Raw genomic sequence first — 14,895 nt, forward strand, 5'->3', positions numbered from 1 at the left:
TGGTGTAAAGGCCAATCGGCTCGCAGGAGCCATTGCCCGGCCCCTATCCGGTGAGGATGATAGGTCCATGAACGCCCAGGATTCAGGCTCCGTGGAAGATCTCGCTGCCCGCCTGCGTCCCGGGTTCACGTTGGGGGTGGCCGCCGCCGCTTTCCAGATTGAGGGTTCCTTGACTGCCGATGGACGCGGGCCGTCAGGATGGGACGCGTTCTCCGAGAAACCAGGAGCAATAGTCGACGGCGACTCCCCCACCGTAGCGTGCGATCACTACAACCGCTCGGATGAAGACATCGCCCTGATGCAGGAACTTGGCGTGGACTCCTACCGCTTCTCACTCTCCTGGCCGCGCATTCAGCCTGGCGGCAAAGGTGCAGTCAATCAGCGGGGGCTGGATTTCTATGACCGGTTGATAGACAAGCTCCTGGCCGCAGGCATCTCCCCCATGGCAACGCTTTACCACTGGGACACCCCCTTGGAGCTGGAGCATGCCGGAGGGTGGATGAACCGGGACACCGCCGAGCGCTTCGCTGTCTATTGCGACGCCGTCGCCGGACGCTTCGGTGACCGCGTTGAACACTGGGTCACCATGAACGAGCCCGTCTCAGTGACCGTGCAGGGATACTCTTTGGGAGTCCACGCCCCCGGCCGGGAACTGCTGTTCGATTCCCTGCCTGCCGCACATCATCAATTGTTGGGGCACGGGATGGCCGTTCGGGCCCTTCGGAGCGCCGGGGTCAAGGGGCAGATCGGTATATCCAATATGCACTGCCCCGTGGAGCCGGCCAGCAACAGTCTTGGCGACCGGCTGATGACGCAGGCGCTTGACCTGATCCTCAACCGCATCTATGCAGACGCGATTCTTCTCGGCCAATACCCTAAGCCACCCCTTCCCATGAAACCCTGGTTCCGGTCCCTGGGGACCGTCCACGACGGCGACCTTGAACTGATCAGCCAGCCACTGGACTTCTATGGGCTGAACTACTACTACCCGGTGAAGGTGGCCGCAGGTTCCGGACCCCCGGAGATCCCCACCGGAAGATCAGCGGAGATGACGCAGGTTCCCTTCCACTTGGCCGCCTACCAGGAGTATGAAACCACCGGGTTTGGCTGGCCCGTTGCGCCGGAATACCTTGCGCTGCTTCTGCGCCAAATGAAAGACCGGTACGGGGAGGCGCTTCCCCCCGTTTACATCACTGAAGGCGGCGCCAGCTTCCCTGAACCTGCCCACGTTGACGGGCCTGTCCAGGACACCAATCGCATCACGTATCTGGCTGAACACCTTGGCCATGCCCTGACGGCAACCGGACCTGGAGGCATGGCCGAGGATGTGGATCTTCGCGGCTACTACGTTTGGACTCTGCTGGACAATTTCGAGTGGGCAGCAGGGTACTCACAACGGTTCGGACTGATCCATGTGGACTTTGAGACTTTGGAACGTACTCCCAAGGAGTCGTTCTACTGGTACAGGTCTCTGATCCGCGCGCGCCACCATCCCCATTAGCCCGCACGGGTTAACCCGCATAGGTTAAATAGCGCGGATCCGGTGGACGACTATTTGCTTTTGTTGGCCCGACGTATCCGCTTGGCGCGTTCGATCTCGCTCTTGAAGTTCTTCCGCCCCCACAGCACGCCGCCGCCAATTGCGGCTATGACTGCCAGGAAAATCAGGAATTCCATGGTGCGCTCCTCTTCTTCGTAGACTCAAACATTATCGGATGCCGTTCTGGCTCCGCGCAGCAGGAACGCTGCCGGAGCCTCCGCCCGGGTCCGAACCGTCGCCGCCATTGCCAGGAGGCTTCCGGTTCAGACGCCACACTGCCAGCACAATCAGCCCCAAGGCAACGAGGGCAAGCATGGCGAAGGCATAGGAGCGCAGCGCCCACATGATGCTCAGTGCTACGGCGATTGCACCCCACCACACCAGGACCCTCTCAGCCAAAAGCAGTCCGGCGGCCAGAAGCAGAACATGCGCCACAAGTACGTAGAGTTGCTGTGCAGCCGTACCGCCGAAGATGGTCCCCACGGATGTAAAGGACAAAACGCCGGCGGTGATGCACAGGCGAAGGAACCCTTCAGGACGCTGTCCGGTTCCATAGCGCAACCCTGCTATAACGGCTCCGGCCACTACGTACCACTGTGCCACCCAGAACACATCAGGGATGGACGGGTCCACAAAGAGCGTCGCCCGCTGAAGTGCTGCAACAGAGACAATCCCGGCAAGTTCGCCCGCCATCCACTTGCCCCGCGGGATCTCAACCACCACCAGCACGCCGGTCAGAACCACCAGCACAAACCCCAGCATGGCGGTTTGGTCACGGCCCAGGCCCACGGCTGCGACCGTGGCAGTTGCCACAGCCGCAGTGGCGGCCAAGGAGTTGCGGCGCCAGTCATTCGCCTTGATGGCCGGTCCCCCGAACATCCTCAGCGAATAGAGAAGCGCCGCGGTGCCTGCTCCGCCAATCAGCCAGGCAGCGTAGTCACTCCAGACACCCGCCGGCAGTCCCTGCAGCAAGCCGTCGACAGCTGGCACCGCCCCTATCAGCAGCGCCGGAGCGGCTGCCACGTAAAGAGACGGAATCCGTTCGAAGTGCGAAGCCGCGAATAGGACACCGGCCAGCACCAGCAAGGACAACCCCGTCAAGGAGTGTGAGATGCCCAAAGCCAGAAGGCCGCCCACCAACGCAAACACCAAAGCAGACACCAGCCAGAACAAACGTTCCGCGACGCCGGCAACGGAACCCCTCACTGCGTTCTCCGGTCGGAAAACCGGCCGCGCAGCAACCATGGCAACGGATAAGGCCAGGAGGACAACAGGGACTTGGGATGTGTCCAGCAAGGGCTGATAGAGCCACGTTGACGTGGGGAACACCAGTGCCGGACCAGCGAAGATGACGCCTGCAGCCAGTGCCGTGGTGCCGAAGTACTGGGCTCCACGTGCTCCAAGAATGCGCCAGGCAACTCCTGCGGATGCCACCACCAGTGCCAGTTCCAGCATGACTACCCAGCGGCCGCCGCCGTCGTAATCCCCAGCGAGCAGGTAGGCCAAGGGCAGCAGGAGCTGGGCACCCAAGGTAGCGAAGACTGTGGCCTGCAAGAAGGCAACACCAACACCATGCCTGCCCAAGAACATCGTCACTGCGTGCTGCAACGCGAGCACCAGGGCCAGGCTGATGGAGAGCGCTGCCGAGGAGTCCGTGACGTCAGTGACGATCACCGCGATGAAGGCACCAGTCAGCACGCGGATGGCCAGTAGGTAGCAACCCCGGGTCAGTGGATGGCGAACCACACCCATCATGAAACCGCTGTAGGCCGCAAAGATGCCCAGCAATACTTCGATGTCCCGGATATTGCCCCACCGAAGAGCCAGGAGAAGAACAAAAGCGGCGGGAGCAAAAATCCAGCCAATGGAGTGGCGCCGCAGAATTGCGCTGACCAGGACGGCAGCCAAGGCAGTTGCTGCCGCTGCAGCTCCAGGCTGCCAGCTGTCCCAGGTGTTGCCCGCCCAGAACACACTGGAGACGGTAAGGGCGGTAGTTGCTGCTGCCATGACTGAAACAACAACACCGGCATCGGCCACGGAAGCTCGCGGGTACCGTTCCCGGCTCCCGGCCAGGAGAGGGAGGACCAGCTGGAATGCAGAAACCATCACCAGCACGAATCCTGTGGCAGGAACTTCGCCGAAGAAGCGGATGTTCCATCCATGGTTCAACATATCTCCGTAGGCTGAAACGGCCAACAGCGTGCCGGCCGCCCGGGAGAGCCACCAGTAGGAGTGCCGGTGGAACGAGGGAGAAATTCTGAGCGCAGTGACAACAAGATAAACAAGCAATGCCAAAAGGACACCATTGCCCAACGTCCAGGACACGAACGCTGCTGCCACTCCACCAGCAATAACAGCTGTCAGCGGCGCGATGGCTTCGGCCACCGTTGCGCGCCAGGTGACCCGGACACCTGATTCCGGACGAGTCGGCGCAAACAGCAGCAGGCCTGAAGCCAAACCTGCCAACAAAACGAGGAGTACTGCCGCACCAACCACCGGACGCCCGGAGGCCTGGTCAAACAGCGGCAGAACCAGTAGGCCCGCCACAGCGGCACCGCCGAAACCAGCCACTGAGGCTTGCGGGGCCACGAGCCGAACTCCCGTACGCGCACATCCGGCGCTCACCAGTTGCTGGGCAGCTGTTGCGGCCACGAGCGCCAGCACAGAGTACGGAGTCCTGTCCGGATTTCCCGTCAAGGCACCGGCCACCGCCACAGGAACAGTCAGGGTCAAAGCGATCCGGCCCGCGAGAATCAAGAACTGACGGTATTCGTTTGATCCGATCAACGCCCGAAGGAACCAGTAAAGGGTTGCTGCCGCCAGGAACGCTGCAACCGGCCAAGCACCGAGCAGTCCACCCAGCGCTCCTCCCACTACCAGCACAGCAGCCGGGGCGAACTCCATGCCCTTGCCCAGCTTCCAACCAATCACCATGGCCGTAAGCATGGTCACGGCAAGGGGAACATAATTGGGTAGGTCAAATGGCTTGAACTCGAGTACTGCGGTAAGGACAGCCGCGGTAAGAAGTTGCAACGCCACACAGGAAACGGCGTCTGCCCACCACGAGCGAGGCAGTAGTTTCCTGCCTCCGAAAGCAACTGACAGGGCCTGAACACCCAGGCAAATGACCGCGGCCAGTAACACCGTGCTCACATTCGACGTGACGTCCCACACCACTCCCAGCAGAGCCAACGTCAACGCAGCCCGCGCAGCATAGAGATGCTGCACCCTGTACTTGGCGTGCGGCACAAAGAACATCACGGCAAAGTAGATGCCGCACATCAACATGACCCACGCGTACTCCCCCTTTGACAAGAGGTGCGGTGTGACGGTGACTGCAACGGCCACGAGGGGAACCAGCGCCGGATGCAGCACCATGAGTGGACGGACGTACAGCGGAGGAAGCCACTTGGGGCTCAGCAGGGACACCACCGTCAGCAGAACTGCCACTCCTATGAGAGCTGTGAAATACCAAACCAATGCACCGCCAAGAACGGAGACGCCGGACCACGCCGTCGAGACGACGAAACTCAGGGACAGGAAAGCAAGGACTTTGTTATCCAGCTTCACTGCGGTGTACGCATAAACCGCTGTGCCCAGCAATGACGTGACCAACCACGCCGCCGGGCCGTTGTGCAGCACAAAGTTGTACATGGCCAAACCCGTGACCGGAACCAGCGCCAGGCCTGTACCAACAAACGCGACAGCGGCCGGTCGCAGACGGGGCACGCGCGCGTGGATCACCATTCCCGAAACGTAAAACAGCGCGGTGATAAACCAGATACCAACGAAGCGGAAGAGAGCCGGAAGGCTGGTGCCCACGAACAGCGCACCGGCGGCCACCAACAGAAGGCTCGCGACGTAGAGCGTGACGTTGATGTTTTGCTGATCGCGCTTTTCCTTGCGGGCGGCAGCGGCTTCAGGGGTCTCGCGAACTGCCGGCGGCTGAGTGACGCGGAAAGCAGGCGGCTGCTGTACCGCAGGCTGCTGGAACGCCTGCGCCCGGGGCGGCGCCGGGCTGACGGGAGTCGGCAGGGGCGTCATGGGCGGCGCCGGAGCTTGCACGGGCGACTGGATGTACGTCTGAGCCGGCGGTGGGCTCACAGGGGCAGGAACGGCGTTTCGGGCAGCGGCATGGTCATTGTGATGCCCCTTTGCCTCGGCGTCCCGCCAGCCTGCAAGGTGGCCGGCCAGAAAACCCGCCTGGTAGGAGGCGGCCTGATCCTGCCCAGCAGAAGGATCATGAGCAGAAGAAGTTTTCTGGGCAGAGCCACGGCGCCCCCTCGCCAACCCGACTGCAAAGCCCGCCCCGCCAACAATGATGACGAGCAGCAGTATGAGAAATGCAGTCATGGAAGCTCCTTGGTTGCGCCGGACTCAGTGCGAGCACGACCTTTATCCAATCGATAGCGTAACTATAGCAAAAAGAACCCCACCGCCGTAGCGGTGGGGTTCTTTCAAGCTAACTACCGGCTGGGCCGGAGTATCACCGATCTACAAGTAGAGACTACTTGATGATGCTGGTAACACGTCCCGAACCAACGGTGCGGCCGCCTTCGCGGATAGCGAAGCCGAGGCCCTCTTCCATAGCGATCGGCTGGATGAGCGCAACGGTCATCTCAGTGTTGTCGCCAGGCATAACCATTTCCGTGCCTTCCGGCAGGGTGATAACGCCGGTTACGTCCGTGGTACGGAAGTAGAACTGCGGGCGGTAGTTGGAGTAGAACGGGTTGTGACGTCCGCCTTCGTCCTTGGAAAGGATGTAGACGTTAGCCTCGAAGTCGGTGTGCGGGGTGATGGAACCCGGCTTGACGACAACCTGGCCACGCTCGACATCGTCGCGCTTGAGACCGCGGAGCAGGAGGCCACAGTTCTCGCCGGCCCATGCTTCGTCGAGCTGCTTGTGGAACATCTCGATACCGGTAACCGTGGTCTTCTGGATCGGGCGGATGCCAACGATCTCAACCTCGGAGTTGATGGCGAGGGTTCCACGCTCGGCGCGGCCCGTAACAACGGTGCCACGACCGGTGATCGTGAAGACGTCCTCGATCGGCATCAGGAACGGCTTGTCGCGGTCACGTACGGGGTCCGGAACGGACTCGTCCACAGCTGCCATCAGGTCCTGAACGGACTTGACCCAAACCGGGTCGCCTTCCAGAGCCTTGAGGCCGGAAACGCGAACAACCGGAGCCTCATCGCCATCGAAGCCCTGCGAGCTCAGGAGCTCACGAACTTCCATTTCGACGAGGTCGAGGAGTTCTTCGTCATCAACCATGTCGGACTTGTTCAGTGCGACCAGCACGTAGGGAACACCAACCTGGCGGGCGAGCAGAACGTGCTCACGGGTCTGAGCCATCGGACCATCGGTTGCAGCAACCACGAGGATTGCGCCGTCCATCTGGGCAGCACCGGTGATCATGTTCTTGATGTAGTCAGCGTGACCCGGGGCGTCTACGTGTGCGTAGTGGCGCTTTTCGGTCTGGTACTCCACGTGGGAGATGTTGATGGTAATACCGCGCTGGCGCTCTTCCGGAGCAGAGTCGATCGACGCGAAGTCGCGCTGCTCGTTGAGATCCGGGTACTGGTCGTACAGCACCTTGGAAATGGCGGCAGTCAGCGTCGTCTTACCGTGGTCAACGTGACCAATGGTGCCGATGTTGACGTGCGGCTTAGTCCGCTCGAACTTTGCCTTTGCCACAGGTTCCTCCTAGAACGATTTCAAGTGAAGTGCTCCTCGGCCGCGCTTTTCGCGGCAGAAACTTTAGCAAGTCTACTTGGGGGCTTGGTTTTGGTGAAATTGCAGATTCAGGAACCAATGGTAGTTCCTCGAGCCTGTTTGCGCAGGGGCCGGGCTGCAGCTCTCGCCGCAGCCCCGCCTCAAGCGCTCAGATGCCTTCCCGATACCGGAATTGCATCCGTTACCGGGAGATTACTCGCCGCGGGTTTTCTGGATGATCTCGTCGGCTACTGCCTTGGGGACCTCCGCGTAGCTGTTGAACGTCATGGAGTACACAGCGCGACCCTGGGTCTTGGACCGGAGGTCACCGATGTAGCCGAACATGCCGGACAGCGGAACGTGTGCACGGATAACCTTCACACCTGCTGCATCTTCCATGGATTGCATCTGGCCACGACGGGCGTTCAGGTCACCAATAACATCACCCATGTATTCCTCAGGTGTGCGGACCTCAACATCCATCAGCGGTTCAAGCAGAACAGGGTTCGCCTTGCGTGCAGCTTCCTTGAAAGCCATACGTCCGGCGATCTTGAACGCCATTTCCGAGGAGTCAACATCGTGGGACGCGCCATCAATCAGCGTGGCCTTGATGCCGACAACCGGGTAACCGGCCAGGACGCCGTCGTTCAGTGCATCCTGGATACCAGCGTCAACGGACGGGATGTATTCGCGCGGAACACGGCCACCAGTGACCTTGTTTTCGAACGCGTACAGCTCGCCGGAAGCGGTGTCCATGGGCTCGATCGCAATCTGGATCTTTGCGAACTGACCCGAACCACCGGTCTGCTTCTTGTGCGTGTAGTCAAGGCGCTCGACGGCGCGCTTGATGGTTTCGCGGTAAGCAACCTGCGGCTTGCCAACGTTGGCCTCAACCTTGAATTCGCGGCGCATGCGGTCCACGAGGATGTCCAAGTGGAGCTCGCCCATGCCGGCGATGATGGTCTGGCCGGTGTCTTCGTTGAGGGAGACCTGGAAGGTCGGATCCTCAGCGGAGAGCTTCTGGATGGCCGTGGAGAGCTTCTCCTGGTCACCCTTGGTGTTGGGCTCGATCGCAACAGAGATCACGGGCTCCGGGAAGCTCATGGACTCCAGGACGATCTGGTTGTTGGCATCGCACAGGGTGTCGCCCGTGGTGGTGTCCTTCAGACCGATGGCTGCGTAGATGTGGCCGGCGGTAGCGCCCTCAACGGGCATTTCCTTGTTGGCGTGCATCTGGAACAGCTTGCCGATGCGTTCCTTCTTGCCCTTGGTGGAGTTAACCACCTGGGCGCCTGCCTCAACGTGACCGGAGTACACGCGGACGAAGGTCAGCTGACCGAAGAACGGGTGCGCAGCAATCTTGAAGGCGAGGGCCGAGAACGGCTCGTCAGCAGAGGGCTTACGGGTGAGTTCCTTCTCTTCGTCGCGGGGATCGTGACCGATCATCGGCGGGACGTCGAGCGGGTTCGGCAGGAAGTCAACAACGGCGTCAAGCATCGGCTGGACACCGCGGTTCTTGAAGGCAGAACCACAGAAGACCGGGTAGAGCTCAGAGTTGATGGTCATCTTGCGGATGCCGGCTTTGATCTCTTCGAGGGTGAGTTCTTCACCTTCGAGGTACTTCTCCATGAGTTCCTCGGAAGCCTCGGCCACAGTCTCAACGAGCTGTGCGCGGTACTCTTCGGCCTTCGCCTGGAGGTCCGCCGGGATTTCCTGCACTTCGTAGGAAGCGCCCATGGTGACGTCACCCTTTGCGTCGCCAGGCCAAACCAGGGCGCGCATTTCGAGGAGGTCAACAACACCGATGAAGTCGTTCTCAGCACCGATGGGCAGCTGCATGACCAGCGGCTTGGCACCAAGACGGGAGATGATGGTGTCTACGGTGAAGTAGAAGTCAGCACCCAGCTTGTCCATCTTGTTGACGAAGCAGATACGCGGAACGTTGTACTTGTCAGCCTGACGCCAAACAGTCTCGGACTGCGGCTCCACGCCTTCCTTGCCGTCGAACACTGCAACTGCACCGTCGAGGACGCGCAAGGAGCGCTCAACCTCAACCGTGAAGTCAACGTGGCCCGGGGTGTCGATGATGTTGATCTGGTTCTTGTCCCAGAAGCAAGTCACGGCGGCAGACGTGATGGTGATGCCGCGTTCCTTTTCCTGTTCCATCCAGTCAGTCGTCGAAGCGCCGTCGTGCGTCTCGCCGATCTTGTGGTTCACACCCGTGTAGAACAGGATGCGCTCGGTAGTGGTGGTCTTGCCGGCATCGATGTGGGCCATGATGCCGATGTTGCGGACCTTATTAAGGTCGGTAAGCACGTCCTGTGCCACGGGGTCTCCCTTTCGGATGGACTACACGTTCGCCGCCGGCTCAGTGAGCCGGCGGCGTCCGGAAAGTTTTTACCAGCGGTAGTGTGCGAAGGCCTTGTTGGACTCGGCCATCTTGTGGGTGTCTTCGCGACGCTTCACAGCGGCACCAAGACCATTGGAGGCATCCAGGATTTCGTTCTGGAGACGCTCGGTCATGGTCTTCTCGCGGCGGGCCTTGGAGTAGCCCACGAGCCAACGCAGAGCGAGAGCGGTGGAGCGACCCGGCTTGACCTCAACCGGAACCTGGTAGGTAGCGCCACCAACACGGCGTGAACGCACCTCGAGGGAAGGCTTGACGTTGTCCATGGCCTTCTTGAGAGCGGCAACGGGGTCGCCGCCGGACTTGGCACGTGCACCTTCGAGTGCGCCGTAAACGATGCGCTCTGCGGTGGACTTCTTGCCGTCAACAAGAACCTTGTTGATCAGCTGCGTGACCAACGGGGAGCCGTAAACGGGATCGGAAACTAGCGGCCGCTTCGGGGCCGGACCCTTGCGAGGCATATTACTTCTTCTCCATCTTTGCGCCGTAACGGCTGCGAGCCTGCTTGCGGTTCTTTACACCCTGGGTGTCAAGTGCGCCGCGGACGATCTTGTAGCGGACACCCGGAAGGTCCTTAACACGACCACCACGGACGAGCACGATGGAGTGCTCCTGGAGGTTGTGGCCAACACCGGGGATGTAGGCGGTAACTTCCACGCCACCGTTGAGACGGACACGTGCCACCTTACGGAGAGCCGAGTTCGGCTTCTTGGGGGTGGTGGTGTAAACGCGGGTGCAAACACCGCGGCGCATCGGGCTGCCCTTCAGCGCGGGAGCCTTGGTCTTGGAGACCTTCGGCGTGCGGCCCTTGCGGACCAGCTGGTTAATCGTAGGCACTTTCGTGTTCTCCGTTGTTTGATCTCTGCCCCCACACACAGGCGCCAGCCTGGGTAAACGTGGGAACTTTGGCGTTGCTCGTGCAGCCGGCCGAAACTCCGGTAGGCGTGCAAAAGTGCGGCATTCGTTGCGCATGTTGCCCGCAACCCGGAAACAGGCTCCACCCAGCACCATGAGAACAAAACCAAAATGATGCTGCGGCGGCCTTCATCCACTGCCACACAGAACAATTACCAAAAGTCTAGCACGGCTTGATCTAGGGCCTTAATCGGGTGTATGGAGGACGACGGCGGCGGCCGGCTGCCGCCGTCGTCCTCCACTCCCCCGGGACGTCCCGGGAAGAAGAGCGTTAACGGGTCAAGCCCCGCACTCGAAAGTACGGGGCTTGACCTTTACAGCGTCAACTTGCCGATTCAGCGGAAGTCGTTGCCGAGATCGTAGTCATCCAGCGGGATGGCGTGGAACTCGGGAGCGCCGTCGCCACCCAGGGCGTCATAGGAGAAGTCGGTGAAAGCGCTGGGGCCCGTGAACAGGCTTGCCTTTGCTTCTTCCGTCGGCTCCACAGTGACCTCTGTGTAGCGGGGCAGACCCGTACCAGCCGGGATGAGCTTACCGATGATGACGTTTTCCTTGAGGCCGAGCAGAGGATCGCTCTTGCCTTCCATGGCCGCCTGCGTCAGGACGCGGGTGGTTTCCTGGAAGGAAGCCGCGGACAGCCAGGACTCGGTAGCCAAGGAAGCCTTGGTGATACCCATGAGTTCCGGACGACCCGAAGCCGGTGCCTTGCCCTCGGACACGACGCGGCGGTTCTCGTCCTCGAACCGGGCGCGCTCTGCCAGCTCACCGGGGAGGAGGTCGGAGTCGCCGGACTCGATGACGGTCACGCGGCGCAGCATCTGGCGGACAATAACCTCGACGTGTTTGTCGTGGATACCAATACCCTGGCTGCGGTAAACGCCCTGAACCTCGTCCACAAGGAACTTCTGTGCGGCACGGGGGCCCATGATGCGCAGAACCTGCTTCGGGTCCACAGGACCGTTGATCAGCTTCTGGCCGACGCTGACGTGCTCGCCATCCTCAATGAGGAGACGTGAACGGCGCAGCACCGGGTAGGCAATCTCTTCGGAACCATCGTCCGGAGTGATAACCAGGCGCATCTGACGCTCGGACTCTTCAATGGTGATGCGGCCGGCTGCTTCAGCAATCGGTGCCACACCCTTGGGAGTACGGGCTTCGAAGAGCTCCTGGATACGGGGCAGACCCTGGGTGATGTCGTCGCCACCGCCGGCGGAAACAGCACCACCGGTGTGGAACGTACGCATGGTCAGCTGGGTACCGGGCTCACCGATGGACTGTGCGGCAATGATGCCCACGGCCTCGCCGATGTCCACAGTCTTGCCGGTGGCCAGCGAACGGCCGTAGCAGAGTGCACAGGTGCCCACCTTGGACTCACAGGTGAGTACGGAGCGGACCTTGACCTCAGTGATGCCTGCAGCCAGCAGCTGGTCGATGACGACGTCGCCGCAGTCGGTGCCGCCGGCAGCCAGGACGTTGCCCTGGGCATCGACGACGTCGATAGCCAGCGTACGTGCGTAGGCACTGTTCTCGACGTTCTCGTCCAGGACGAGCTCACCGTTGGAATCCGGCACGGCAATGGGGGTGACCAGACCGCGTTCGGTACCACAGTCCTCTTCGCGGACAATGACGTCCTGCGAAACGTCCACCAGACGACGGGTCAGGTAACCCGAGTTGGCGGTACGGAGAGCGGTATCGGCCAGACCCTTACGGGCACCGTGCGTGGCGATGAAGTATTCCAGAACCGACAGGCCCTCACGGTAGGAGGACTTGATCGGGCGAGGAATAATCTCACCCTTCGGGTTGGCCACAAGACCACGGATACCCGCGATCTGGCGGACCTGCATCCAGTTACCACGTGCGCCGGAGGACACCATGCGGTTGATGGTGTTCATCGGAGACAGGCTGTCGCGCATCGCCTGGGCGATTTCGTTGGTTGCCTTGTTCCAGATCTCGATCAGTTCCTGGCGACGCTCGTCGTCGTCGATCAGGCCCTTGTCGTACTGGCCCTGAATCTTGGCAGCCATGTTCTCGTAACCGGCCAGGATGGCAGGCTTGGAGGTAGGCACCTCGATGTCGGAGATGGCAACCGTGACACCCGAACGGGTGGCCCAGTAGAAACCGGCATCCTTCAGGTTGTCCAGCGTTGCCGCCGTAACAACCTTCGGGTAACGCTCTGCGAGGTCGTTGACGATCCGGGACAGCTCGCCCTTGTCAGCAACAGCCTCAACCCACGGGTAATCCTCGGGCAGCGTCTGGTTGAAGATGACCTGGCCCAGGGAGGTTTCAACGAGAGCCGGCTGACCGGGCTCCCAACCTTCCGGAGCTTCCCAACCTGCGTAAGGCACGAAGTCGTCCAGACGGATCTTCACCTGGGAGTTCAGGTGCAGATCACGGGCGTCGTACGCCATGATGGCTTCCGAAACCGAGGAGAAGATGCGGCCTTCGCCGGCGGAACCGACGCGCTTGGTGGTCAGGTGGTAAAGACCGATGATCATATCCTGCGAAGGAAGGGTCACCGGACGGCCATCGGAGGGCTTCAGGATGTTGTTCGAGGACAGCATCAGGATGCGTGCTTCGGCCTGGGCTTCCGGGCTCAGCGGCAGGTGGACTGCCATCTGGTCGCCGTCGAAGTCAGCGTTGAAGGCGCCACAAACCAGCGGGTGAAGCTGGATTGCCTTGCCTTCCACAAGCTGGGGTTCGAAGGCCTGGATACCAAGGCGGTGCAGGGTAGGTGCACGGTTGAGCAGCACCGGGTGTTCGGTGATGATCTCTTCGAGCACGTCCCAAACCTGCGGACGGTAGCGCTCAACCATGCGCTTTGCCGACTTGATGTTCTGGGCGTGGTTGAGGTCAACCAGGCGCTTCATCACGAACGGCTTGAAGAGCTCCAGGGCCATCTGCTTGGGCAGACCACACTGGTGCAGCTTCAGCTGCGGGCCGACGACGATGACCGAACGGCCCGAGTAGTCAACGCGCTTGCCAAGGAGGTTCTGGCGGAAACGACCCTGCTTGCCCTTGAGCATGTCGCTCAGGGACTTCAGCGGACGGTTGCCCGGACCCGTAACCGGACGGCCACGACGACCGTTGTCGAAGAGGCTGTCAACAGCTTCCTGAAGCATGCGCTTCTCGTTGTTGACGATGATTTCCGGAGCACCGAGGTCAAGCAGGCGCTTGAGTCGGTTGTTGCGGTTGATCACACGACGGTAGAGGTCGTTGAGGTCGGAGGTCGCGAAGCGGCCACCGTCCAGCTGGACCATCGGGCGCAGTTCCGGCGGGATCACCGGGACGGCGTCGAGAACCATGCCGAGCGGGCTGTTGTTGGTGGTCAGGAACGCGTTGACAACCTTCAGGCGCTTCAGGGCGCGCGTCTTACGCTGGCCCTTGCCGTTCTGGATGGTGTCGCGCAATGACTCAGCTTCAGCCTGCATGTCAAAGGTCTCGAGGCGCTTCTTGATGGCCTCGGCACCCATGGAGCCTTCGAAGTACAGTCCGTAGCGATCGCGAAGTTCGCGGTACAGGCCTTCGTCACCTTCAAGGTCAGCGACCTTGAGGTTCTTGAAGCGGTCCCAAACCTGCTCAAGGCGCTCGATGTCGGCGTCGGCACGCTTGCGGACGTTCGCCATCTGGCGGTCAGCAGAGTCGCGGGCCTTCTTCTTGTCGGCAGCCTTGGCGCCTTCGCCTTCAAGACGGGCAAGCTCGTCCTCAAGGTCGCGGGCGATCGTGGCGATGTCGCTGTCGCGGTTGTCCACCATCTGCTTCTTCTCGAGGTCGTGCTCAACCTGGAGGTTCGGCAGTTCGGCGTGACGGCTTTCGGTGTCAACGCTGGTGATCATGTAGGCAGCGAAGTAGATGACCTTCTCAAGGTCCTTCGGTGCCAGGTCCAAAAGGTAGCCCAAGCGCGAGGGAACGCCCTTGAAGTACCAGATGTGGGTTACAGGCGCGGCCAGCTCAATGTGGCCCATGCGCTCACGGCGCACCTTGGCGCGGGTGACTTCAACGCCACAACGCTCACAAATGATGCCCTTGAAGCGGACGCGCTTGTACTTACCGCAGTAGCATTCCCAGTCGCGGGACGGGCCGAAGATCTTCTCGCAGAAGAGGCCGTCCTTCTCGGGCTTGAGCGTGCGGTAGTTGATGGTTTCCGGCTTCTTGACCTCACCGTAAGACCATCCGCGGATGTCTTCCGCGGTGGCGAGGCCGATCTGCATGAGGCCGAAGGAGGATTCGCTGGACATATGGTCCCTGTTCTCTCTTGTTCTCTAAATTCTGAAGTCTTGGTTACGGGAAGAGGGAGTTGTTCCGACGGACAGCTGTTGA

The 14,895-nt window shown here is 61.0% G+C and carries 8 protein-coding genes; 1 reads left to right on the forward strand and 7 read right to left on the reverse strand.

Annotated features, from left to right (window positions below):
* Window positions 1-67 precede the first annotated feature (67 nt).
* Window positions 68-1,501 (forward strand): GH1 family beta-glucosidase, encoded by a 1,434-nt coding sequence (locus ABI796_RS13915; protein WP_141281627.1) that lies wholly within the window; start codon window positions 68-70, stop codon window positions 1,499-1,501.
* A gap of 50 nt (window positions 1,502-1,551) precedes the next feature.
* On the opposite strand, the gene ABI796_RS13920 is transcribed toward ABI796_RS13915, so the two are convergent.
* From ABI796_RS13920 to ABI796_RS13950, 7 genes are all read right to left on the reverse strand, one after another.
* Window positions 1,552-1,677 (reverse strand): hypothetical protein, encoded by a 126-nt coding sequence (locus tag ABI796_RS13920; protein ID WP_261609405.1) that lies wholly within the window; start codon window positions 1,675-1,677, stop codon window positions 1,552-1,554.
* A 31-nt stretch (window positions 1,678-1,708) separates the two neighbouring features.
* Entirely contained in the window at window positions 1,709-5,893 is a 4,185-nt protein-coding gene (locus tag ABI796_RS13925; RefSeq protein WP_141281629.1) for a hypothetical protein, read from the reverse strand.
* A 154-nt stretch (window positions 5,894-6,047) separates the two neighbouring features.
* Window positions 6,048-7,238, reverse strand: a complete 1,191-nt coding sequence (tuf, locus tag ABI796_RS13930; RefSeq protein ID WP_373091518.1) for an elongation factor Tu — start codon at window positions 7,236-7,238, stop codon at window positions 6,048-6,050.
* 231 nt (window positions 7,239-7,469) lie between these two features.
* The gene (gene fusA, locus ABI796_RS13935; protein WP_011775599.1) at window positions 7,470-9,584 is read right to left on the reverse strand and encodes an elongation factor G; all 2,115 of its coding nucleotides are present in this window, start codon (window positions 9,582-9,584) and stop codon (window positions 7,470-7,472) included.
* A 69-nt stretch (window positions 9,585-9,653) separates the two neighbouring features.
* Window positions 9,654-10,124 carry a 30S ribosomal protein S7 gene (gene rpsG, locus ABI796_RS13940; RefSeq protein ID WP_003803829.1) on the reverse strand — a complete coding sequence of 157 codons (471 nt, stop codon included), beginning with the start codon at window positions 10,122-10,124 and terminating at the stop codon, window positions 9,654-9,656.
* Window position 10,125: 1 nt separating this feature from the next.
* Window positions 10,126-10,500: a 30S ribosomal protein S12 gene (gene rpsL, locus ABI796_RS13945; RefSeq protein ID WP_009358312.1), complete on the reverse strand. Its 375-nt coding sequence runs from the start codon at window positions 10,498-10,500 to the stop codon at window positions 10,126-10,128.
* Window positions 10,501-10,913: 413 nt separating this feature from the next.
* Window positions 10,914-14,813, reverse strand: a complete 3,900-nt coding sequence (locus ABI796_RS13950) for a DNA-directed RNA polymerase subunit beta' (protein ID WP_141281631.1) — start codon at window positions 14,811-14,813, stop codon at window positions 10,914-10,916.
* Between the last annotated feature and the right edge of the window lie 82 nt (window positions 14,814-14,895).

It is taken from the genome of Paenarthrobacter aurescens (genome assembly GCF_041549525.1).
GTDB lineage: Bacteria > Actinomycetota > Actinomycetes > Actinomycetales > Micrococcaceae > Arthrobacter > Arthrobacter aurescens.

What these genes read in the sequence shown, in the direction of transcription:
- rpsG (WP_003803829.1), bottom strand. Translation starts at nt 10,124, where the DNA reads ATGCCTCGCAAGGGTCCGGCCCCGAAGCGGCCGCTAGTTTCCGATCCC.
- ABI796_RS13950 (WP_141281631.1), bottom strand. Translation starts at nt 14,813, where the DNA reads ATGTCCAGCGAATCCTCCTTCGGCCTCATGCAGATCGGCCTCGCCACC.
- ABI796_RS13920 (WP_261609405.1), bottom strand. Translation starts at nt 1,677, where the DNA reads ATGGAATTCCTGATTTTCCTGGCAGTCATAGCCGCAATTGGCGGCGGC.
- ABI796_RS13925 (WP_141281629.1), bottom strand. Translation starts at nt 5,893, where the DNA reads ATGACTGCATTTCTCATACTGCTGCTCGTCATCATTGTTGGCGGGGCG.
- ABI796_RS13915 (WP_141281627.1), top strand. Translation starts at nt 68, where the DNA reads ATGAACGCCCAGGATTCAGGCTCCGTGGAAGATCTCGCTGCCCGCCTG.